Genomic DNA, 20,645 nt, shown 5'->3' with positions numbered 1-20,645 from the left:
CGGCTGTGGGTCATCATCTCGCGATGCAGACGCGTGAGACCCAATGTCAGCCGGTCGAGCCGGTCGCCCCGCCAACGCTGGACCTGATCGCCGATATCGCGCTCTTCCTTCCAGAAGATGCCGAGCCGCGCCTTCTCGCCCTTGTCGAGATCGGCATAGCTGCGATTGCCCAGCATGGCGCCGATGCGGGCCAGCTGGGCCGCCCGCCGCTCCACCGCCAGAAGGGTGCCGATGGGGTTCATTCCCAGCTGTCGCATCCGCGCGATCTCCATGCCGACCGCCTCGCCCCGCCCGGCCAGTACCGCATTGACCAGCGGCATGAACCCGTCGTCCTCGCTCACCGCGCCGATCGCGTCGATATCGTCCGGCCCGGCGCTGCGCGGTGCCTGGGGCGAGGCATCGAGGTAGATCGAAAGCTTGGTGACCTCGCTCTGCGCCAGCCGCACGTCGAGGTTGGCCGAACGCGCGATCCGCTCGGCGCAGGCGGTATCCAGCCGCACGCCCGCCGCATCGCCCATCGCGCGCACGGCCTGTGTCACCGACCGCAAGTCAGGGGGGTAAAACAGCGCGACCAGCGCATCCTTGCGTTTCTCCAGCAGCTTGGCCGTGCGCGACTTGTCGGTTGCGGAACCGGCTATCACGATCACCGGACAAGCCTGGCCCGCGCCCGCCTCGGCGGTCTGGATCAGCGTGGCGATCGCATCATGGGCCTCGTCGCCCGTGACACGGAGGAAGATATGCCGCTCGCCGCCGAACAGCGAGGTCGAGCGCGCCTCGTCGCCCAATAGTGCGGGATCGCCGCGCACGTCCGCGGCGGAAAGTTCCACCCGCTCGCCTGCCGCCGGCAAGGCGGCGACGAGGGCGGCGGCGGCGGCACTCGCCCCCGCCTCGTCCTGGCCGCAGAAGAAGAAGATCCGGCAACTTGCCGCTGCCTCGCGCATCCGGCCCGCGAAATCGCGGTTGGTCAGCTTCATTGGCGGTTGCGAAGCGCAAGCGCGATGCGGGTGATCATCCGTTCGGCCACCACGTGCGACAGGTTTTCGAGCGCCGTCTGTTCGGCCGCGATGGTGGCATATTCGCTCGACACGACGTCGATCCCGGCATCGCTTCCGTCGGTCGCGTCGAGGACGATCTCGCCGCTGGCGAGGTCGACCAGCTGATAGCGCGCGCGCAGGGTCCGCCGTTCGCGGCTCACGGTATCGTCGGCAAGGATGCCGAGCGCCTCGAGCTCGTCGTCGAGCCGCACGTCGAGGCGGTAGCGCGGGCTTGCCGCGCCTGCCGCGCCCAGCCGGTCGGCCAGCGCGTTGCGCATCAGCCAGCCCGCGCGTCCCTCGATCGGGGCGACCTCGATCCCGGCGAGGCTTTGCGCCACCGCGCCGCTGCCGCCGCCGGCATACATCGGCGACAGGCCGCAGCCGGCCAGGGCAAGCAGGGCGAACAGGGCGAGGAGGGCACGCATCACGTGACGATATTCACCAATCTGTCGGGCACGACAACGATCTTGCGGATCGCCGCGCCATCGAGACTGCGCTGAAGCTTGTCGTTCGCCAGCGCCAGTTGCTCCAGCGTCTCCTTCGAGGCTCCCTTCGGCGCGGTCAGCGTGTCGCGCAGCTTGCCCTTGTGCTGGAGCGCGATGGTAACCTCGTCATCGACCAACAGGGCGGGGTCGACCGAAGGCCACGGGGCGTCGGCGACCAGCCCTGCGCCGCCCAGCGCCTGCCAGGCTTCCTCGGCCAGATGCGGCATCATCGGGGCGACGAGCTGGACCAGCGAGTGGATTGCCTCAGTCCGCGTCGGGCCTGGGGCAGCCTTCTCGATCGCGGCGGTCAGTTCGTAAATCCGCGCGACCGCCTTGTTGAAGCCCAATGCCTCGATGTCTTGCGCAACCGCGGCGATGGTCTGGTGGACCTTGCGCCTAAGCGCGATGTCCTCGCCCGCCGCCTCCGCATTCCCGGAGCCGACCAGGCGCCAAACCCGCTGAACGAAGCGCGAACACCCCTCGATGCCGGCCTCCGACCATGGCAGGTCGCGCTCCGGCGGGCTGTCGGACAGCATGAACCAGCGCACCGCATCCGCGCCATAGGTATCGATGATCGTGTCGGGGTCGACGACGTTCCTCTTCGACTTCGACATCTTGATGACGCGGCCGGCGGTTACCGGCGCACCATCGGCGATCCGCGACCAGTCGGCCCCGTCGCGGCGGACCTCGTCGGGCGACAGGTAGCTGCCGTCACCCAGCTGATAGGTCTCGTGCGTCACCATGCCTTGCGTAAACAGCGAGGCAAAGGGCTCCGTCATGTCGACAAGGCCGATGCGGTTCAGCGCGCGGGTCCAGAAACGGGCGTAGAGAAGGTGCAGGATCGCATGCTCGATCCCGCCGATATACTGCTCGACCGGCAGCCATGCGGCGATCTCCTCGCGATCGAACGGCTTGTCCGCAGGCTGGCTGGCGAAGCGCAGGAAATACCACGAGCTGTCGACGAAGGTGTCGAGCGTGTCGGTCTCGCGCAGCGCCTCCTGGCCGCACCCGGGGCACCGGGTGTGCTTCCACGTCGGATGCCGTTCGAGCGGGTTGCCGGGGGTGGCGAAATCGACATCCTCCGGCAGCGCGACGGGCAATTGGTCGCGCGGCACGGCGACCACGCCGCAGGCATCGCAATGGATGAAGGGGATTGGCGTCCCCCAATAGCGTTGCCGGCTGACGCCCCAGTCGCGCAGCCGCCAGACTGTCTTGCCCTCGCCCCTGCCTTCGGCCTCGAGCCGGCGGATGACCTCGCGCTTGGCGTCGTCCACGCTCATCCCGTCGAGGAAATCCGAGTTTACCAGCATTCCGTCGCCGTTTTCGGCTTCGCCCGCGAACGGCCTGTCCGCCTCGGCAACGGTGGCGGCTACGACCCGGGGGATCGGGAGGCCGTATTTGGTCGCGAACTCGAAGTCGCGCTGGTCATGACCCGGCACCGCCATGATGGCGCCGGTGCCATAGTCCATCAGCACGAAATTGGCGATGTAGACCGGCAGGGCCGCCCCGGTGAACGGATGGCGCGCAGTGATGCCGGTATCGAAGCCGAGCTTCTCCGCGGTCTCCAGCTCGGCCGCCGTGGTGCCGCCCCGCTTGCATTGGGCGATGAAATCACGGGCGGCATCGCTGTCGACCGCCTGTGCGACCGGATGGTCGGGCGCGACCGCGACGAAGCTCGCGCCGAAGATCGTATCCGGCCGAGTGGTATAGACCGCGAGGCTTTCACCATCGGACAGGTCGAACCGAAATTCGAGCCCCTGCGACTTGCCGATCCAGTTCTCCTGCATCAGCCGCACCTTGTCGGGCCAGTTCTCTAGGCTGCCCAGCCCCTCGAGCAGCTCGTCGGCAAAGTCGGTGATCTTCAGGAACCACTGGCTCAGCTGCCGCTTCTCGACCGGCGCGCCCGAGCGCCAGCCCTTGCCGTCGATGACCTGTTCGTTGGCCAGCACGGTCATGTCAACCGGGTCCCAGTTGACCTGGGCTTCCCGGCGATAGACGAGGCCCGCGTCGTACAGCGCCAGGAACAGCGCCTGTTCGTGGCCGTAGTATTCCGGCTCGCAGGTGGCGAGCTCGCGGCTCCAGTCGATCGCGAAACCGAGGCGCTTCAACTGCGCCTTCATGTGCTCGATATTGGCGCGAGTCCACTGCCCGGGATGGACGCCCTTCTCCATCGCCGCGTTTTCCGCCGGCATCCCGAAGGCGTCCCACCCCATCGGGTGAAGCACCTCGTGCCCGGTCGCCTTCTTGTAGCGCGCCAGCACGTCGCCCATGGTGTAGTTGCGCACATGGCCGATATGGATGCGCCCCGAAGGATAGGGGAACATCTCGAGGATATAGCTCTTGCGCTTGGGCGACGCACTGTCGGCGCGAAAAGTCGCAGCCGCGTCCCACGCGGCCTGCCAGCGGGCATCGGCCTCGGCAGGATTGAAACGGATGATGTCCATCGCCCAGCGCCTTAAGCGTTATGCGATGAAAGAAAAGCCGCTTGTCGCCTAGCTGGCGATGGCCTGCCGGCGCAGTTCGCGTGCCTTGGTGAGGATGATGTCTTCCAGCTTTTGCACGGTTGCCGCCTGCACCGGCGCCTCGATCCAGGTGCCGCCCTGGTTCACCTGACGGCTGGCCGCCACCCGCAGCGCGTCGGCACGCAGATCGGTGTCCAGAATCGTGATGGTCATCTTCACCCGCTCGCCGGGGTTCTCCGGCCGCGAATACCAGTCGGTCACGATCACGCCGCCGGCGCTGTCGGCCTGCAGCAGCTGCGCAAAGCCGACCGTCTCCAGCGCCGCGCGCCAGAGGTAGGCATTCACCCCGATGGTCGAGACCTGCGCCGCCGCGAGATCGGCCTGCGGCCGCTCGGTCCCGCCGCAGGCTGCAAGGCTCGCCGTGCCAGCGACAAGCGCCGTGACGGCAGCGGAACGGCGAGGAAGTCTCGAAAAGTTCATGGTCGGTCCTTCGGCGGATCGTGAATTGCGGTTGCGCTCTATACTGCCTGCGCAGGCAGGAGCAAGGGAACGCGATCAAGTGCCCGGCGCGGTGAACTTGTGCTGAATTCATCGGTCCGCAAGGCGAGGTGTGGAAGGAGAGCCACAGTTTGCCCGCCTCGCGGCAAAACCGTATTGCCCGGGTGGCGAAACCGTTGCCGGTGCATTACGTTGGCCACAACACAGAGACTCGCCGGCATTTGCAGGCAGGTGGCAAGACAGGGTCGCGGCAAGGATGGTCAGGCAACGCAACAGCAAGCGCACCGGGGGGCTTTCGCCGCTCGTGCTCGCTGTGGCCGTGCTGGGCCTGTCGATTCCCGGGGCCGGGCTGGCGGTCGCGGCCGGCGGCGGCGGCGGTGAGGAAACGGCCGCGGCGGCTTCGGTCGGTTTTCTGCCGTTCACTCCTGCAGGGGCCGATCCCGAACTGGCACAGAAGGTCGCCAAGCTTGTCGGAACCGAGGCGCTTCGCTTCACTCCGGCCAGCAACCCCAATCCGATGCGCGACCGCACGGTAACGTTCGCCGTCCGGGTCGACGAGAAGACCGCACGCGCCATCGGCGGGCGTACGGCTTTGAAACCGCTGGTTGCCGCCACCAAGGGTGATGCGGTGCCACTGCTCGCCTCGACCCGCTATAATCTGGGTATTGCGCGCGGATATCAGGGCTTTGCCAAGGCGGCGGCTGCGCCCGTGGCCGGGCCAGCCAAGGCGGCGCCCACCATCGCGCTGCGCGATTTCGCCATGCCCGATCTGCGGCAGTTCAAGGCGGAAGAGAACAACCGGCCGAGCCGCTTCCAGTCGCGCGTCGCGCTGGAACAGGAAGACCGCACCGGCCGTGCCCCGCGCACGCTCGAAGGGGCGGGCGAACAGCGTCTCGATGTCAGCGGCAGCTACCGTGTGCTGCGCAATCTCGATGTCACCGCCGGGGTCCGCCTGTCGCAGGAACGCGATCGCCTCGATCCGCTGACCAGCGGGGTCGAGGATGACCAGGCGGTCTACGTCGGAACCCAGCTGAAGTTCTGACGTCCGCGCCTGCGCGTAGCGCTTAATTCCGCCAGATCCCGCCGCGCTGGAAACGGCTTGTCGCCCCCGTTCGGCATCGCGTAGACATATGGCAAAACCATAAGTCATAACGCGGAGAAGGATCATGGGCAGAGTAGCCATCGTCACCGGCGGCACGCGCGGCATCGGCCGGGCCATTTGCGAAAAGCTGCGCGACGAACACGGGGCGACCGTGGTCGCGAATTACGCCGGCAACGACGATGCGGCCCGGGCTTTCTCGCAGGAAACCGGCATCGCCACGGTAAAGTTCGACGTCGGCGATCATGCCGCCGCGCAGGACGGTTGCCGCAAGGTCGAGGCCGAACATGGGCCGATTGACATCCTCGTCAACAATGCCGGCATCACCCGCGACGGCACCTTGCTGAAGATGGATTACGACGACTGGAACGAGGTCATGCGGATCAACTTGGGCGGCTGCTTCAACATGGCGAAGGCGCTGTTCCCCGGAATGAAGGATCGCGGTTGGGGACGGATCGTCAATATCGGGTCGATCAACGGCCAGGCGGGGCAATACGGCCAGGTCAACTATGCCGCGGCCAAGAGCGGCATTCACGGCTTCACCAAGGCCCTCGCTCAGGAAGGCGCGCGGTTCGGCATCACGGTCAACGCGATCGCGCCGGGATACATCGACACCGACATGGTCGCGGCAGTGCCCGAGCCGGTGCTGGAGAAGATCGTCGCCCGCATCCCCGTTGGCCGGCTGGGCAAGGCCGAGGAAATCGCCCGCGGCGTCGCCTTCCTGTGCAGCGAGGATGCAGGCTTCGTCACCGGCTCGACCATGAGCATCAACGGCGGCCAGCACATGTACTAGGACGGGGATGGGATGCGGATTGGCGGCCTAGTCCACCATGATGCCGACTACCCGCCATGCGCCGTCCTCATTCTCGAGCGTGACGATCTCGCGCACGGCCTTTTTCCCGGCATAATCGGCGGTGAAGGTCACCTCGAGATAGCCGTTGGGCGGGGCGTTGAGGTAACGCGCGCCATTGGCGTCGCGGCGCAGCACGGCCCCCAGCGGACCGCGAACCTGCTTCGAGGCTTCGGTCCAGCCCTCCAGCGTGTTCTGTTCGCGAAACGCACGTCCCGTCGCCGCAAAGCTGCCGGCCCAGTCGGCTTGGTCGATCTGTCGCAGAAAGGCCTGCGCGGCTGCGACGGCGGCAGCGTGTTCGGCGCTGGCGGCCGGGGACGGCGCGCTGTCGGCGCTGGGAACCGAGCCGGGATCGGTTTGCAAGGCACCGCTCGCCAAGGCGGCGGCAAGGATCATCGTAAGCATCAGCACTACTCCTGCCAGAGCGGCGATACGCCGCACTCCCCGCGCTCCATCACGGTGCGGGGGCATCGCAGGGTGTGCGGCATCGGCGGCAGCAAAGGCATCCCCCAAACCCGTGTGCACAGGTTTTTGGGGGGAGGCGGACTGGGCCTCGCGCCACAGCCGCGCCGCCTCGCGGCTGCTGGTGACGCCAAGCTTGCGGCGGGCGGCTCGCAGCCGGTCGTTGACGGTATGGACCGAAAGATCGAGGGCACGGGCAGAGGATTTGGCGTCGTGACCTTCGAGTATCAGCCGCAGGACCGCCACTTCCTTCTCGCTGAGATCGGCAACCGCTCCGCTCATCCCCCCGGATTAGGACCGCTCGTGACAGGCGGCCATCCCAAAAAATTCGTGTCACGATCCCTGTGACGCCTGTAGGGCACGACAATGCCGCCGCCGCCCTATCACCCGCCCCGCAAATACTCGGTCCGGATCGACGGCCACCGGACCTCGATCAGTCTCGAACCGGTTTTCTGGGACATGCTGGTCGAGGCATCGCGGCTCGAGGGGGTGGCGCTGAGCTCGCTGGTTTCCCGCATCGATCGCGAACGTATCGCCGCCACCAACCCGCCGGGTCTCGCCAGCGCGATCAGGGTATGGCTGGTCAGCCGTTCTGCCGCGCCGCCAAGCCTGACCGACGATCGTTCATAACCCGAAAACGCCACTCGAACGCTCAAACACACAAAGGGCGGCAGGATTGCCCTGCCGCCCTTCTCTGTCAGTCCGTGGCCGGACGATCAGTACTTTGCGGTCGCGTCGCTGGCCGGATAGGTCTCGTCCAGCGCCTCGTCGGTCCGGCTCATCGAATCCTGCGAGCGGGTGGCCGCGGCGCCCGCGTCGCGAACGGTACCCGTCTGGCCCTTTGCATAGGCCACGCCGCTGCGCGGCTTCTGCTGGTTTTCGTAATACTTGTATCCGGCATACCCGAGAGCGCCGAGCGTTGCGAGTTTGAGAAGCATGGTGCGGTCCTTTGCCTAAAAGGGGTTTTGCCCACCTCCAACGAACCAGACGCGCATAAGCTCCGCCGGCCGTGCTATTCGTCGCCCACCCGCTCTATATCCGCGCCGACCAGTTGCAGCTTCTCCTCCAGCCGCTCGTATCCGCGGTCGAGATGGTAGAGCCGGCGGACCGTCGTCTCGCCCTTCGCCGCCAGCGCGGCGATCACGAGACTCATGGATGCGCGCAGATCGGTGGCCATCACTTCGGCGCCCGTCAATTCGGTTACCCCGCGCACGATCGCGGTACGGCCGGAGGTTTCGATGTCCGCCCCCATGCGCAGCAATTCCGGTACATGCATGAAGCGGTTCTCGAAGATCGTTTCCACCAGCACGCTCGTCCCCTCGGCCATGGTCAGGAGACTCATCAATTGCGCCTGCATATCCGTGGCAAGGCCCGGGAACGGCGCGGTGGTGAGATTGTAGGCCTTGAGCCTGCCGTTGGCGGCGATGCTCACGCCCTTGCGATCGCTTTCGACCTCGATCCCGATATGACGCAGGGCATGCAGGGTCGACGCCATGTCATCGGCATCGGCCCCTTCAAGCCGCACTTCGCCGCCGGTGATGGCCGCCGCGCAGGCATAGGAGCCGGCCTCGATCCGGTCGGGCATGACGCGGTAGGTGGCGCCATGCAGGCGGCGCACCCCGTGGATCGTCAGCTCGGAACTGCCGATGCCCTCGATCTCTGCCCCCATCGCCACCAGGAGGCGGCACAGGTCGACGATTTCGGGCTCGCGCGCGGCGTTGACAAGGCGGCTTGTGCCGTTGGCCAGCACCGCCGCCATCAGCGCGTTTTCCGTCGCGCCCACCGAGACCACGGGAAAGTCGAACTCGCCCCCCGGCAGCCCGCCATCGGGCGCCACCGCTTTGACATAGCCCTGAGCGAGCTCGATATGTGCGCCGAACGCCTCCAGCGCCTTCAGATGCAGGTCGATCGGACGGTTGCCGATGGCACAGCCGCCCGGCAGCGAGACGGTCGCCTCGCCGGTCCGCGCCAGCAAGGGGCCAAGCACCAGGATCGAGGCGCGCATCTTGCGCACCAGATCGTAAGGCGCGACCGAACTGGTGATCCGCGTCGCTTCGAGCGTGACGTTGCGGCCGTAGTCTTCCGGCCTTGTGCCGGGTATCGTGTGGCTGACCCCGAACTGCGTCATCAGGTGCTGGAACCCGTCGATATCGGCCAGCCGGGGAAGGTTGCGCAGCGTCACCGCCTCTTCGGTCAGCAGCGCGCACGGGATAAGCGTGAGCGCGGCGTTCTTCGCGCCCGAGATCGGAATGGTCCCCGACAGGCGGTTGCCGCCCCTGATGATCAGCTTGTCCATGGGCGCCGTCTCATAATCGCACGCGCGGCGCTGGCAAGGCTCGGCCCCCCGCTTTGACGATTGACCGGTGCCGGCGGCGAACCTACGCGATGGGGCGATGACGCATAAACCCATACGCAAGGCCGTTTTTCCGGTCGCCGGGCTCGGCACCCGGTTCCTGCCGGCAACCAAGGCGATCCCCAAGGAATTGCTGCCGATCGTCGATCGTCCGCTGATCCAGTACGCGGTGGACGAGGCGCGCGAAGCCGGGATCGAGCAGATCATCTTCGTCACCGGACGCGGCAAGACCGCCATCGTCGAACATTTCGACATCGCTTTCGAGCTTGAGGCGACGATGACCGAGAGAGGCAAGGATCTCTCCATCCTCGATGCGACGAGGGCCACTCCCGGTGACATCATCACCGTGCGCCAGCAGGTGCCGCTGGGCCTCGGCCACGCGATCTGGTGCGCGCGCGCCATCGTCGGCGACGATCCCTTTGCGATCCTGCTGCCCGACGAGCTGATGGTGGGCAAGCCCGGCTGCATCGCCCAGATGGTCGAGGCCTACAATGAGGTCGGCGGCAATCTCATCTCGGTGCTCGAAGTTCCGCATGACGAGGTGTCGAGCTACGGCGTCATCGCCCCCGGCGCGCAGGTGAGCGACCGCCTGACCGAGGTGACCGGCCTGGTCGAAAAGCCGCCGGTGGCAGAGGCGCCCTCGAACAAGATCATCTCGGGGCGCTACATCCTTCAGCCCGAGGTGATGCGCGTGCTCGAGCATCAGGGCCGCGGTGCGGGCGGGGAGATCCAGCTGACCGATGCGATGGCGCAGATGATCGGCGACCAGTCGTTCCACGCCGTCACGTTCCAGGGCCAGCGCTATGATTGCGGCAGCAAGACCGGCTTTGTCGAGGCCACCCTGGCGCTGGCGCTGGAGCGCGAGGATATGGGCACCGAGGTCCGCGCGATCGCGGAGCGGCTGCTGGCCGGCTGACCGGCAGACCCGCTCGCGCTTGCACCGCCCGCTGGCGACAGGCAGGGGGTCGGACATGGCACCGGACTGGACCGAAGCGATCGCCCGCGCCAGGGCCCATGCGCCTTTCCTCGCGCGCGGGCTCGACCGGTTTCCCGACCTTGCCGAACTGCTGGCGCGGGGCGATGGCGAACAGGCGCTGCTGGCGGCCAAGCAGGCCGGGCAGGCGGCGCCGGCACCTGACCGGGCCTTGCGGCTGGAGAAGAACGCGCTCGCCCTGGTGCTGGCGATCGGCGACCTCGCCGGTGCCTTCGGCCTCGACAAGGTCATGCGCGAACTGTCGACCTTTGCCGACCGGGCGCTTCACCGCGCGATCGAAAGCGCGATTCAGCGCCGCGTGCCGGGGGCGCCGACGCAGGGTTTCGTCGCGCTCGCGCTGGGCAAGCATGGTGCAGGCGAGCTCAACTACAGCTCCGACATCGATCCGATCCTCCTTTACGATCCCGATCGCCTTCCCCGGCGCGAACGCGACGAGCCGGGCGAGGCTGCCCAGCGCTATGCCCGCGAGATCGTCCGGCTGTTGTCCGAGGTCACGCAGGACGGCTATGTCTTTCGCGTCGACCTGCGCCTTCGCCCGGCAAGCGAGGTCAGCCCGCTGGCCCTGCCGATCGGCGGCGCCATCTCGCACTACGAAAGCTCGGCCCTGGCATGGGAACGCGCCGCCTTCATCCGCGCGCGCTCGGCTGCGGGCGACATCGCCGCGGGCGAAGCGTTTCTCGACCACATCCGCCCCTTCGTCTGGCGCCGCAGCCTCGATTTCGGCGCGATCGACGACGTGCGCAGGCTGACCCACCGCATCCGCCAGAAGGACGCCGGACCGGATGAGCCGGAGGCCGGTTACGACCTGAAACTGGGACGCGGCGGCATCCGCGAAATCGAGTTTTTCGCCCAGACCCACCAGCTGATCCACGGCGGGCGGGATCGGCGCCTGCGTTCACGCCGCACTCGAAGGGCCCTTGCCGCCCTCGCCGATACGGGGCGGATCGAGCCGGCGACGGCGCAGGTGCTGGCGGCCAGCTATGCCGGGTTACGGACGATCGAGCACCGCCTGCAGATGGTCGACGACCGGCAGACCCACGTATTGCCGGCGGGCACGGCGCTCGACAATGTGGCGCGGCTGCACGGTCTTGCCGATGGGGAAGGACTGCTCGCCGAAGTGCGGCGGCTGGTGGCGCCGGTCGCCGACAGCTACGATGCGCTGCTCGACCAGGACCGCATTTCGGTCGCCCGTTCCGCCCCCCATCTCAGGCCCGCGCCGGCACGGCAAGCGCCGCCGCTCGCACCCGACTTGGCGCAGCGGATCGAGCGCTGGACCGATGGCCGCTATCAGCCGCTGCGCAGCAGTGCCGCCATCGCGGCGTTCGAAAGCGTGCGGGAGGATCTGGAAGAAGCGCTCGCCCGGTCGCCCGATCCGGCGCGCGCGGTGACCCGCTGGGAATCGCTGCTGTCGCGCATGTCCTCGGCGATCAACCTGTTCCGCCTGCTCGAGGCGCGTCCGGGGCTGTTCCAGCTGCTGGTTGATATCCTGACCCTGTCGGCCCCGCTCGCCGATGAACTGGCCCGCCGGCCCAAGCTGCTCGATACCCTGATCGATCGCGGCGCGCGCGATCTGCCGCCCGAGGTCGAGGATATCGTGGCGCAGATGCAGCAGGGCGAGCGCGGGGATACCTACGAACATCGGCTGGACCGGATTCGCATCCTTACCGGCGAAGCGCGCTTCGCGCTCGGCGTGCAGCTGATCGACGGGGCGCACGATCCGCTGGCTATCGGGCGAGGGCTCTCGCGTCTTGCCGAAGCCGCCATCGCCGCGGCCCAGCACGCGGCGCAGCACGAGTTCAGCCTGCGCCACGGGGCGATCGCGGGGGGCGAGCTAATAGTCCTCGGGCTGGGACGGCTGGGCGGCGGAATGCTCACCCATGCGTCGGATCTCGACCTCATCTATCTCTTCACCGGCGCGCCGGAGAGCGAATCCGATGGCGAGCGCGCGCTCGGTGCGACGATGTACTACAATCGTCTGGCCCAGCGGATCAGTGCGGCGTTGTCGGTCCCCACGGCAGAGGGCGCGCTCTACGATGTCGATACGCGGCTCCGGCCCCAGGGCGCACAGGGACCGCTGGCCGTCAGCCTGGCGGCTTTCGAGCGTTATCAGCGCGAGGATGCCTGGACCTGGGAGCACATGGCCCTGACCCGTGCACGGACGATCACCGGCAGCCCCGACCGGCGCGAGGCGATCGAGCGAGCCATCCGCCGCATTCTCGCGCGCGGGCGGGAAGAGGACCCGCTGCGGCAGGAGATTCTCGAGATGCGGGCGCGGATGGCGGCGCACAAGCCTGCGCGCGGTCCGCTCGACGTGAAGTTGCTGCGCGGTGGGCTGGTCGACCTCGAATTCCTTGTCCACGCGCTGCAATTGCAGGGCGGGATCGGCCTGGTGCCGGATCTGGGCGGGGCGCTCGGCTTGCTGATCGAGGCGGGCAAATTGCCGGCGGAACTTGCCGGGGTGCATGATCTGATGACCCGGTTGCTGATCAGCACCCGGCTGCTGGCGCCCGAAACGATCGTGCCCGGGGCATACAGCACCGATCTGCTGGCGCGGATCTGCGGAATAGACACGGCGGGCGATCTGCTGCCCACACTTGCCGGCACCCGCGCGCAGGTGGCGGCGGCATGGGAACAGGTTTTTGGCGAAAGACTGGAGACGGAATGATGACGGAGGCGGGGCCCGCATTGGGGATTGGCGATGCCTTCCCCGAATTTTCGCTCGAACGGCCTGAGGGGGGTTTTGTGAGCAAGGCCGATCTTGCCGGTCGCAAGGCGGTGCTGTTTTTCTATCCCAAGGACGATACGCCGGGCTGCACCACCGAAGCGCTGGAATTCTCGGCCGCCCTGCCCCGGTTTGCCGATGCGGGGATTGCGGTCCTTGGGATCAGCAAGGATCCGCCCGCCAAACATCGCCGCTTCATCGCCAAGCACGGCCTTACGGTCGATCTGGCCAGCGATGTCGATGATGGCGTGTCGGACACGCTCGGCATCTGGACGGAGAAGCGCAATTACGGTCGCACCTATATGGGGATGGTCCGCACGACCTACCTTCTGGACGAGGGGGGCATCATCTTGCGCGTGTGGCCCAAAGTCCGGGTGAAGGGTCACGTTGTTGAGGTGCTGACCGCGGCAAGTGCTGCGTGAGTATCGCGCCAACGATCGATTCCATGTCTCATCGGCAGCATGGTTCTGCGGGACGATGAAACGCTTTCGCCCCGCGTTTCAAATCTTTCCGAAATCTTACTTTTTGTGCCTTGGGCAGCATCAAATGAACAACTCACCGCGTTCGGCAGACGGTTGGTCGCGCGACGAGCAGTCGGCGCTTGCTTGATTAACTTTTAGCCCGTTACCTCCAAACCTACGAGTTGCCGGGGGGTTCCGGTGGGTCTGAAAAAAGTCCAGTCAGGTATCGGGACGTACCGGACAGGACCAGAAAAGCGCGGAAAACCGTGCGGTTGGACGGGATACTTATGATTTCGACACGCATCGCAATGGCGCTATTTGCCGCTTCGAGCCTTGGCCTTGGCGCCGCGCCGGCCCATGCCGAGGAAGCCGCCGCAGGCAGCGCCGCCACGACGGCCGCCGCCGGAACGATCGACCTGTCGCGGGTTGCCGGCGGCCAGAGCGGGGGCGATGACGCCCAGTTCCGCGAATTGTTCGCCCGGTGGGAAAATCCCTCGCAGCCCAAGGGTGCGCTCAAGCCGGTCGTTACCGTACCGTCGCGGATGCCGGTCGAGCATGCCCGTCTCAGCAGTGGTTACGGCACCCGCGTCCATCCGGTTCTTGGCCAGCGCATGGGCCACAAGGGCATCGACCTTGCCGCGCCGACCGGAACGCCGATCTACGCCACTGCGGACGGCACGGTCAGCCGCGCCGGCCCCTTCTCCACCTATGGCAATTTCGTCTCCATCGAGCATGGCGGCAAGATCCAGACCCGGTACGCCCATATGTCGCGTATCGCGGTGACTGCCGGAACTGCGGTCAAGAAGGGCGACATCATCGGTTACGTCGGGTCGACCGGCCGGTCGACCGGGCCTCACCTCCACTACGAAGTCCGGATCGACGGGCAGTCGGTGAACCCGGTTCCCTACATGATCGAATCGCAGGCTCAGCAGGCCTTCGCCCTGCTCGACACCGCCCAGTAATGCCTCGCGCCGCCGTCTGGCGGCCAGCAACGGAAAGCAGGCGCCCCGGGAAACCGCGGCGCCTTTTTTCTTGCCTGCCGGGGCAGGGTCGGTAGTCTTTCGCAACGCGAAAACAAGGAGACTGGCGCCGTCAGGATGCCGGCCCGGGGGAGAGGTTACCGATGCACCCGATCACGCATGCCCGCGCGCGTCCCGATCATCCTGCCATCATCATGGCCGAGAGCGGCGCGACCACCACCTATGGCGAGATGGATGCCTATGCCAACCGCTTCGCCCAGCTCCTGCGCGCGCGCGGAATCGGCAAGGACGGGCATATCGCCCTGCTGCTCGAGAACGGTCCCGATTATCTCCAGATCGTCTGGGGATCGCAGCGGGCGGGCACGATGGTGGTGCCCGTCTCCACCCGTCTGACGGGGCCGGAAATCTGCTATATCCTCAAGGACGCCGGGGCCGACCTGCTGATCACCAGCCGCGCGTTCGACGAGGTCGTGGCGGCGATCCGGCAGGATTGTCCGGACATGCCGGTCTTGGTGATCGGCGGAAGCGGCGAGGAGGATCTTGCCGCTGCACTGGCCGGGCAAAGTGCCGATCCCATCCCCGACCAGGCACCGGGCCAATACATGGTCTATTCCAGCGGGACGACCGGGCGGCCCAAGGGCGTGCGCCCGGCCCCGCCCGAGGATGACGATATCTTCGCCGCCAACCCTCTGGTCGGGCTTGCGGTGATGGGCGCCGGCTGGCCGACCGACGGCTCGATCGTCTATCTCTCGCCCGCGCCGCTTTATCACGCCGCCCCGCTGGGCTGGTGCACGACGGCGCACCGGCTGGGAGGCACCGTCATCGTAATGGAGCATTTCGAAGCCGAAGCCGCGCTTGCCGCGATCGACCGCTACCGCGTGACCGACAGCCAGTGGGTGCCGACCCATTTCGTCCGCATGCTCCAGCTCGATCCTGCGATCCGCACCCGCTACGACCTGTCAAGTCACCTCCGCGCGATCCATGCCGCGGCGCCGTGCCCGGTGCCGGTCAAGCAGGCGATGATCGAATGGTGGGGGCCGATCATCGTGGAATATTATGCCGGTTCCGAAGGCATCGGCATGACCCTGATCAACAGCGAGGACTGGCTTGCCCATCCGGGCAGCGTGGGGCGGGCGATCCACGGGGTCCTGCACATCTGCGGCCCCGACGGCGAGGAGTGCGCGGCGGGCGAGGACGGCCTCATCTATTTCGAGAACGAGCGCATCCCCAGCTATCACAACGATCCCGAGAAGACCGCCGATGCGCTGCACCCGCGCGGCTGGATGACCCTGGGCGACATCGGCCATGTCGATGAGGAGGGCTATCTCTATCTGACCGATCGCAAAAGTCACATGATCATCAGCGGGGGGGTCAATATCTACCCGCAGGAGATCGAGAACCTACTGGTGGCGCATGACAAGGTGATGGACGCCGCGGTGATCGGCGCCCCCTGTCCCGATTTCGGCGAGAAGGTCGTCGCGGTGGTCCAGCCGCTCGACATGGCGCAGGCCGGCCCCGACCTGGAAGAGGAGCTGCGCGCCTACCTTGCCCCCCAGCTGGCCCGGATCAAGCTGCCGCGCCTGTTTGATTTTCGCCCCACGCTCCCGCGCGAGGCCAATGGCAAGCTCTACAAGCGCGAACTGCGCGACGAATACGCCCGTGCCGCCGCCTGCGAGGTGATCTCCACATCGTGAGCCGCTGCTCATAGCCGGTATCGACGGGCGGGCGGCAAGGATGCGCTGGGGCGGCCGATTTGTCTCCCGGTAAGGCGCCTGCTCTGCTAGGCTTGGGCAACTGTCATGGCGCAACGTGCGCGCTTACGCATTTCGCGCCTTCGGGGGGGAGGATCGCTTGGCCTTGCTGGAGCCGTATAATCTGCCCTTTGCCATCGCGTTCGCGCTGATGCTGGCGATGCTCGTCATCCAGATGCTCGGATTTCTCGATTTCGATCTCGATATCGATTCCGATGCGGACGGGGGGATCGGCGCGGGCCCGGTGGACGGCCTGTTGACCCTTCTCGGCCTCGGCCGGATCCCGCTCACCGTGTGGCTGGTGCTGTTTCTGCTGGTCTTCGGCTCCGCCGGGCTCGGCATTCAGGCCCTCGCTCACGAGTTGACCGGTGGTCCGCTCGATGTGTGGCTCGCCGCCCTGCTGGCAGGCGGCGGCACCCTTCCCGTGACCGCCGCTCTCGCCCGCCCCGTCGGCAAGATCATCCCACAGGACGAGACCACGGCGGTCAGCACCGATACGCTGGTCGGCCGGCGGGCGGTCATCACCGATGGCGTGGCCCGCAGCGGCTCGCCGGCCCGCGCCCGGGTCACCGACCGGCACGGACACCCGCACCACGTGATGGTGGAACCGCACGAGGCCGGCTCGCAGTTCTATGCCGGCGACGAAATCCTTCTCGTCCGGCGCGAGGACAACACATTCTTTGCGACTGGCATGGCAGAGCGCCGCCTGTCGCCGATCGGCAGCTAGGAAATCAGGGGAGCGGACATGGATATTCTTTCGAGCGGCTTGGCAGTGATCGTCGGGCTGGTGGTTGCAGTGCTGGTGATCGGCATGTTTCTGGCCAAGCTCTATCGCCGCGCATCGAAGGAAATCGCCTTCGTGCGCACCGGCGTCGGCGGCGAAAAGGTGGTCATGAACGGCGGCGCACTGGTGCTGCCGGTGTTCCACGAGACCATGCCGGTCAACATGAATACCCTGGTCCTGAGCGTGGTGCGACGCGACAACGAGGCGCTGATCACGCTCGACCGGCTGCGGATCGACGTCAAGGCAGAGTTCTACGTCCGCGTGCGGCCCGATGCCGGATCGATCGCCATGGCGGCACAGACGCTCGGCCAGCGGACCATGCAGCCCGAGGCGCTGAAGGATCTGGTCGAAGGCAAGTTCGTCGACGCGCTGCGCTCGGTCGCGGCGGGGATGACGATGAACGAGCTGCACGAGCAGCGCTCGGACTTCGTGCAGAAGGTGCAGCAGGCCTCGTCCAACGATCTGGCGATGAACGGGCTTGAGCTCGAATCGGTTTCGCTCACCGGTCTCGACCAGACCAGCATCGAGCATTTCAATGCCAACAACGCCTTCGATGCCGAGGGTCTGACCAAGCTGACCGAGCAGATCGAGGCGCGCAAGAAGCTCAGGAACGACATCGAGCAGGACACCCGCGTCCAGATGGAATCGAAGAATCTCGAGGCCGACAAGCGCAGCTTCGAGATCAGCCGCGATCAGGAATACGCCCGGCTCGAACAGGAGCGCGAGGTCGAGGTGCGCCGCGCCGCCCAGGCGGCCGAGATCGCCCGCGAACAGGCCGAGCGCAATCGCGAGGCCGATGCCGCCCGGATCGAGGCGAAGAAGCAGGTCGACGCCCAGCAGATCGAGGCCGACCGGCTGGTCGAGGAAGCACGCATCGACCAGAAGCGCGCGCTGGAGATCGCCCGGCAGGAACAGCAGATCGCGGTCCAGAACAAGAGCCGGGAGGAAAGCCAGGCCCGTGCCGAAGCCGATGCGGCCCGGGCCAAGGCCGTCGCCGCAGAAGAGCAGGTCGGCACCAGCCGCGAAACCGAGATCGCCGAACGCAGCAAGCGGATCGAACTGATCGAGGCCGCCAAGCAGGCCGAGCGCGATGCGATCAAGATCCGCGTCGATGCCGAAGCGGAACGCGACGCCGCCGCCAACCGCGCCGAAGCCGCCCGGCTCGACGCCCAGGGCGAGGCGGAGGCCGAAAAATTGCGCGTCGAGGCGGCCCGGTTGCGGTTCGAGGTCGAGGCATCGGGCCAGCGTGCGATCAACGAAGCGGCGAACATCCTCACCTCCGAACAGATCAGCCTTCAGACCAAGCTCGCCCTCTTGAAGGTGCTGCCGGAGGTGATCCGCGAGAGTGCCAAGCCCCTCGAAGCAATCGATTCGATCCGGATCGTCCAGGTCGACGGCCTCACCGGTGGCGGAGGCTCCGCGGCCTCGCCCGCCGGTGCAATGGGCAGCGGCAATCTGGCCACCGATGCGGTCAGCGCCGCCCTTGCCTATCGCGCACAGGCCCCGCTGCTCGACGGGCTGATGAAGGAGCTGGGTTTCGACGGGTCGTCGCTCGACAATCTCGTCAAGGGCTCGGCACAGGATGGCGCAGAGCCCCGCCCGCAGGATGCCGCGCCCAGGCAACTGGGCCAGAACAGCCGGACGAACGACGAACGTCCTGCCGCATCGAAGCCGAAAAAGCCCCAGCCCGCGGACGCCGAGGATCGAGGTCCGAGCGAGTATTGAGCGGGAGCGCTTTTCGTTTGCGTGGCGGCGGGGCCGGGGAGTAGCGGCACCGGCGATGACCTCTGCCGCCTCGCTCATGCCGCCCGAATGGGCTCCTCAGGACTGGCTCTGGATCGGCTTCCCCCACGATGCCGGGGAATGGCCCGAGATCCTCCCCCGTGCGCAGGAGCAGATCGCCGCCTTCGCCAATGCGGTGGCCGAAAGCGGGCAGGAGGTGCGCCTGCTGGTCCGCGACGGGGCCAACGAGGCGCGGGCGCGCAGCCTTGTCAGCGGCGCCGTCACTCTCGAACGGCGGGTCTATGGCGATGTCTGGCTGCGCGATACCGGGCCGCTGGTGCTGGCCGAACCCGATGGTACCCGCAACGCGCGGCGCTTCGGCTTCAACGGCTGGGGCGGCAAGTTCCTGATGGCGGGCGACGAGACCATCGGTGAGGACCTGGCGCGCGATGCCGGCCTGCCGTTGCAGACTGCCGACTGGATCCTGGAAGGCGGCGCGATCGACGGGGACGGAACCGGGCTGGTGGCGACCACCGAACAATGCCTCCTCAACCCGAACCGCAATCCGCAATTGTCACGCGCGCAAATCGAGGCGCGGCTGGCGCGCGACCTCGGCTTCACCCGCGTGCTGTGGCTGGGAGACGGCCTGTGCAACGATCACACCGACGGCCATGTCGATAACCTCGCCCGGTTCGTGGCACCGAACACCCTCGCCCTCCCCCGCGCGACCGGGAGCGACGACCCCAATGCGGCGGTCTATGCCGACGCCAGGGCGCGGGCCGAGGCGGCGGGGGTGATCGTGCGCGAAATCCCCTCGCCCGGACGGATGACCACCGGCGATATCGTCGAGCCGGCGAGCTACGCCAATTTCGCCATCACCAGCCATCTTGTCGTCGTGCCGACCTTCGGCAGCTCGTTCGACGAGGACGGTGTGGCCGCGGTTGCCGAGCTGTTTCCCGACCGGGCGACCATCGGCCTGCCAGGCGATGCGGTCCTGGCCGGCGGCGGCGGCTTTCATTGTGCCAGCCAGCAGATGCCTGCCGCGGGCTGGGTTCCGAAGGCAAGGAATTAACGTTTCGTTAGCATTTGCGCCGCACAATCGCGGACATGGCCAAGGCTATCACCCTGACGCGAATCATGCTTCCCGCAGTCGATGGCGCGGAGGCCCTGCGCACGCTGCTGGTGATCGGCAGCGCGATGTCGCTGATCTTCGCCGGGCCGGCGCTACCCTTTTAAAGCTTGAGGATGGCGGCAAGGGCCGCCGCCCCGAGGACCGCCGCGGCAAAGATGCGCCAGGCCTTGTCGCCGACATGGCCTGACGCCTTGCGCCCCAGCCAGTTGCCGATCACCACCACCGGAAACAGGGACAGCGCCAGCGCAAGAAGCCGCAGGTCAAGCTCGCCCAGAACCGCGCCGGACATCAGCCCGATGCCGCCCGCGACCGTGAAAATCAGGATCATCGAGGCCTTGGCGACCTCGCGCGGGATCGGGCGTCCGACGTAATAGGGCACCACCGGCGGTCCGGGCATCCCGGCAAAACCGGTCAGCAGCCCGCTCGCCGCCCCTACCGCCAGTGTCGCAGGCCGTCCGTGGACCGCGGCTTTGCGCGGTGGCATCAGCATCGCGGCGAATGCCGACAGGGCGACAATCGCGATCAGCAGCCGGGCGAGCGGCGCCGGGGTCAGCGCAAGGACGACGAGGCCGGGGAGCGTCGTCAAGGCGACCATTGCCGAAATGGTGCGCGCCGATCGTTCGGCATAGCCCATGATCCAGCGCCATTCGGTCAGTCCGACCAGCAGGCCGAGCAGATTGGCGGTCATCACCGCCTGCACCGGGTCGAGAGCAAGGGCGATCACCGGGACCAGCAGGATCGCCATGCCGAACCCAGCCAGCCCGCGTACGAAGGCCGAGGCGAGGGTCGCGGCAAGTGCAATGCCCACCTGCCACAGGGCGAAACCGGCGATCGCGAAGTCGGCCATTGCGGCGGC

General features: G+C 67.1%; 20 protein-coding genes. 12 read left to right on the top strand and 8 right to left on the bottom strand.

Translation table 11 applies throughout. The features are described 5' to 3' along the window. The 4 genes from ACHFFA_RS05155 to ACHFFA_RS05140 all read right to left on the bottom strand — a co-directional run. Window positions 1-974, bottom strand: a 974-nt coding sequence (locus ACHFFA_RS05155) for a DNA polymerase III subunit delta (protein WP_394269769.1), incomplete at its 3' end; no start/stop codon positions are given. Then, window positions 971-1,459, bottom strand: a complete 489-nt coding sequence (gene lptE / locus ACHFFA_RS05150; RefSeq protein ID WP_394269768.1) for an LPS assembly lipoprotein LptE — start codon at window positions 1,457-1,459, stop codon at window positions 971-973. The genes ACHFFA_RS05155 and lptE, both read right to left, overlap by 4 nt. Continuing rightward, the gene (leuS, locus tag ACHFFA_RS05145) at window positions 1,459-3,963 is read right to left on the bottom strand and encodes a leucine--tRNA ligase (protein ID WP_394269767.1); all 2,505 of its coding nucleotides are present in this window, start codon (window positions 3,961-3,963) and stop codon (window positions 1,459-1,461) included. The genes lptE and leuS overlap by 1 nt, the downstream gene beginning before the upstream one ends. Before the next feature lie 48 nt (window positions 3,964-4,011). Then, window positions 4,012-4,461, bottom strand: coding sequence for a DUF3576 domain-containing protein (locus ACHFFA_RS05140; protein WP_394269766.1), 450 nt, complete (start codon window positions 4,459-4,461; stop codon window positions 4,012-4,014). Window positions 4,462-4,735: 274 nt separating this feature from the next. Here ACHFFA_RS05140 and ACHFFA_RS05135 point away from each other — a divergent pair, with 274 nt between their 5' ends. Together ACHFFA_RS05135 and phbB are read left to right on the top strand one after the other, a co-directional pair. Then, window positions 4,736-5,521, top strand: a complete 786-nt coding sequence (locus ACHFFA_RS05135; RefSeq protein WP_394269765.1) for a hypothetical protein — start codon at window positions 4,736-4,738, stop codon at window positions 5,519-5,521. 124 nt (window positions 5,522-5,645) lie between these two features. Next, window positions 5,646-6,371, top strand: coding sequence for an acetoacetyl-CoA reductase (gene phbB / locus ACHFFA_RS05130; RefSeq protein ID WP_394269764.1), 726 nt, complete (start codon window positions 5,646-5,648; stop codon window positions 6,369-6,371). A gap of 27 nt (window positions 6,372-6,398) precedes the next feature. Here phbB and ACHFFA_RS05125 read toward each other — a convergent pair whose 3' ends face one another. Then, window positions 6,399-7,172: a DUF4019 domain-containing protein gene (locus ACHFFA_RS05125; RefSeq protein ID WP_394269763.1), complete on the bottom strand. Its 774-nt coding sequence runs from the start codon at window positions 7,170-7,172 to the stop codon at window positions 6,399-6,401. Between the two features lie 84 nt (window positions 7,173-7,256). Here ACHFFA_RS05125 and ACHFFA_RS05120 point away from each other — a divergent pair, with 84 nt between their 5' ends. Beyond that, window positions 7,257-7,520, top strand: coding sequence for a ribbon-helix-helix domain-containing protein (locus ACHFFA_RS05120; RefSeq protein ID WP_394269762.1), 264 nt, complete (start codon window positions 7,257-7,259; stop codon window positions 7,518-7,520). Window positions 7,521-7,606: 86 nt separating this feature from the next. On the opposite strand, the gene ACHFFA_RS05115 is transcribed toward ACHFFA_RS05120, so the two are convergent. Together ACHFFA_RS05115 and murA are read right to left on the bottom strand one after the other, a co-directional pair. Beyond that, complete coding sequence (locus tag ACHFFA_RS05115; RefSeq protein ID WP_394269761.1) at window positions 7,607-7,828, bottom strand: hypothetical protein; 222 nt, start codon at window positions 7,826-7,828, stop codon at window positions 7,607-7,609. Window positions 7,829-7,902: 74 nt separating this feature from the next. Next, entirely contained in the window at window positions 7,903-9,186 is a 1,284-nt protein-coding gene (gene murA, locus ACHFFA_RS05110; protein ID WP_394269760.1) for a UDP-N-acetylglucosamine 1-carboxyvinyltransferase, read from the bottom strand. A 97-nt stretch (window positions 9,187-9,283) separates the two neighbouring features. Between murA and galU the strand changes: the two genes are divergently transcribed. From galU to ACHFFA_RS05065, 9 genes are all read left to right on the top strand, one after another. Beyond that, window positions 9,284-10,159 (top strand): UTP--glucose-1-phosphate uridylyltransferase GalU, encoded by an 876-nt coding sequence (gene galU / locus ACHFFA_RS05105; protein ID WP_394269759.1) that lies wholly within the window; start codon window positions 9,284-9,286, stop codon window positions 10,157-10,159. A 55-nt stretch (window positions 10,160-10,214) separates the two neighbouring features. Next, window positions 10,215-12,902, top strand: coding sequence for a bifunctional [glutamate--ammonia ligase]-adenylyl-L-tyrosine phosphorylase/[glutamate--ammonia-ligase] adenylyltransferase (gene glnE / locus ACHFFA_RS05100; RefSeq protein WP_394269758.1), 2,688 nt, complete (start codon window positions 10,215-10,217; stop codon window positions 12,900-12,902). Further along, entirely contained in the window at window positions 12,899-13,381 is a 483-nt protein-coding gene (locus ACHFFA_RS05095; RefSeq protein WP_394269757.1) for a peroxiredoxin, read from the top strand. Before glnE ends, ACHFFA_RS05095 begins: the two co-directional genes overlap by 4 nt. Window positions 13,382-13,728: 347 nt before the next feature. Then, complete coding sequence (locus tag ACHFFA_RS05090) at window positions 13,729-14,382, top strand: M23 family metallopeptidase (RefSeq protein ID WP_394269756.1); 654 nt, start codon at window positions 13,729-13,731, stop codon at window positions 14,380-14,382. 161 nt (window positions 14,383-14,543) lie between these two features. Then, entirely contained in the window at window positions 14,544-16,094 is a 1,551-nt protein-coding gene (locus ACHFFA_RS05085) for an acyl-CoA synthetase (RefSeq protein WP_394269755.1), read from the top strand. Window positions 16,095-16,257: 163 nt separating this feature from the next. Next, window positions 16,258-16,878, top strand: coding sequence for a YqiJ family protein (locus ACHFFA_RS05080; RefSeq protein ID WP_394269754.1), 621 nt, complete (start codon window positions 16,258-16,260; stop codon window positions 16,876-16,878). 84 nt (window positions 16,879-16,962) lie between these two features. Then, window positions 16,963-18,660, top strand: coding sequence for a flotillin family protein (locus ACHFFA_RS05075; protein WP_394269772.1), 1,698 nt, complete (start codon window positions 16,963-16,965; stop codon window positions 18,658-18,660). A gap of 55 nt (window positions 18,661-18,715) precedes the next feature. Next, window positions 18,716-19,729, top strand: a complete 1,014-nt coding sequence (locus ACHFFA_RS05070) for an agmatine deiminase family protein (RefSeq protein ID WP_394269753.1) — start codon at window positions 18,716-18,718, stop codon at window positions 19,727-19,729. A gap of 35 nt (window positions 19,730-19,764) precedes the next feature. Continuing rightward, window positions 19,765-19,893, top strand: a complete 129-nt coding sequence (locus ACHFFA_RS05065; protein WP_394269752.1) for a hypothetical protein — start codon at window positions 19,765-19,767, stop codon at window positions 19,891-19,893. On the opposite strand, the gene ACHFFA_RS05060 is transcribed toward ACHFFA_RS05065, so the two are convergent. Continuing rightward, on the bottom strand, window positions 19,890-20,636 hold the full coding sequence (locus ACHFFA_RS05060; protein ID WP_394269751.1) for a TSUP family transporter: 747 nt from the start codon (window positions 20,634-20,636) through the stop codon (window positions 19,890-19,892). The two genes, ACHFFA_RS05065 and ACHFFA_RS05060, sit on opposite strands and share 4 nt — an antisense overlap. Window positions 20,637-20,645 lie beyond the last annotated feature (9 nt).

Origin of the sequence: Qipengyuania sp. (assembly GCF_043423005.1) — a bacterium.
Taxonomy (GTDB): domain Bacteria; phylum Pseudomonadota; class Alphaproteobacteria; order Sphingomonadales; family Sphingomonadaceae; genus Qipengyuania.
Note: the sequence above shows the minus strand (reverse complement) of the source record. Positions and strands in the feature narration are given on the sequence as shown.

Excerpts from the sequence above, each read along its gene's own strand:
- ACHFFA_RS05075 (WP_394269772.1), top strand. The coding sequence starts at position 16,963 with ATGTTTCTGGCCAAGCTCTATCGCCGCGCATCGAAGGAAATCGCCTTC.
- murA (WP_394269760.1), bottom strand. The coding sequence starts at position 9,186 with ATGGACAAGCTGATCATCAGGGGCGGCAACCGCCTGTCGGGGACCATT.
- phbB (WP_394269764.1), top strand. The coding sequence starts at position 5,646 with ATGGGCAGAGTAGCCATCGTCACCGGCGGCACGCGCGGCATCGGCCGG.
- ACHFFA_RS05120 (WP_394269762.1), top strand. The coding sequence starts at position 7,257 with ATGCCGCCGCCGCCCTATCACCCGCCCCGCAAATACTCGGTCCGGATC.
- ACHFFA_RS05125 (WP_394269763.1), bottom strand. The coding sequence starts at position 7,172 with ATGAGCGGAGCGGTTGCCGATCTCAGCGAGAAGGAAGTGGCGGTCCTG.
- ACHFFA_RS05090 (WP_394269756.1), top strand. The coding sequence starts at position 13,729 with ATGGCGCTATTTGCCGCTTCGAGCCTTGGCCTTGGCGCCGCGCCGGCC.
- ACHFFA_RS05135 (WP_394269765.1), top strand. The coding sequence starts at position 4,736 with ATGGTCAGGCAACGCAACAGCAAGCGCACCGGGGGGCTTTCGCCGCTC.
- ACHFFA_RS05060 (WP_394269751.1), bottom strand. The coding sequence starts at position 20,636 with ATGGCCGACTTCGCGATCGCCGGTTTCGCCCTGTGGCAGGTGGGCATT.
- ACHFFA_RS05095 (WP_394269757.1), top strand. The coding sequence starts at position 12,899 with ATGATGACGGAGGCGGGGCCCGCATTGGGGATTGGCGATGCCTTCCCC.
- ACHFFA_RS05085 (WP_394269755.1), top strand. The coding sequence starts at position 14,544 with ATGCACCCGATCACGCATGCCCGCGCGCGTCCCGATCATCCTGCCATC.
- lptE (WP_394269768.1), bottom strand. The coding sequence starts at position 1,459 with ATGCGTGCCCTCCTCGCCCTGTTCGCCCTGCTTGCCCTGGCCGGCTGC.
- ACHFFA_RS05070 (WP_394269753.1), top strand. The coding sequence starts at position 18,716 with ATGACCTCTGCCGCCTCGCTCATGCCGCCCGAATGGGCTCCTCAGGAC.
- ACHFFA_RS05065 (WP_394269752.1), top strand. The coding sequence starts at position 19,765 with ATGGCCAAGGCTATCACCCTGACGCGAATCATGCTTCCCGCAGTCGAT.
- glnE (WP_394269758.1), top strand. The coding sequence starts at position 10,215 with ATGGCACCGGACTGGACCGAAGCGATCGCCCGCGCCAGGGCCCATGCG.
- galU (WP_394269759.1), top strand. The coding sequence starts at position 9,284 with ATGACGCATAAACCCATACGCAAGGCCGTTTTTCCGGTCGCCGGGCTC.
- ACHFFA_RS05140 (WP_394269766.1), bottom strand. The coding sequence starts at position 4,461 with ATGAACTTTTCGAGACTTCCTCGCCGTTCCGCTGCCGTCACGGCGCTT.
- leuS (WP_394269767.1), bottom strand. The coding sequence starts at position 3,963 with ATGGACATCATCCGTTTCAATCCTGCCGAGGCCGATGCCCGCTGGCAG.
- ACHFFA_RS05115 (WP_394269761.1), bottom strand. The coding sequence starts at position 7,828 with ATGCTTCTCAAACTCGCAACGCTCGGCGCTCTCGGGTATGCCGGATAC.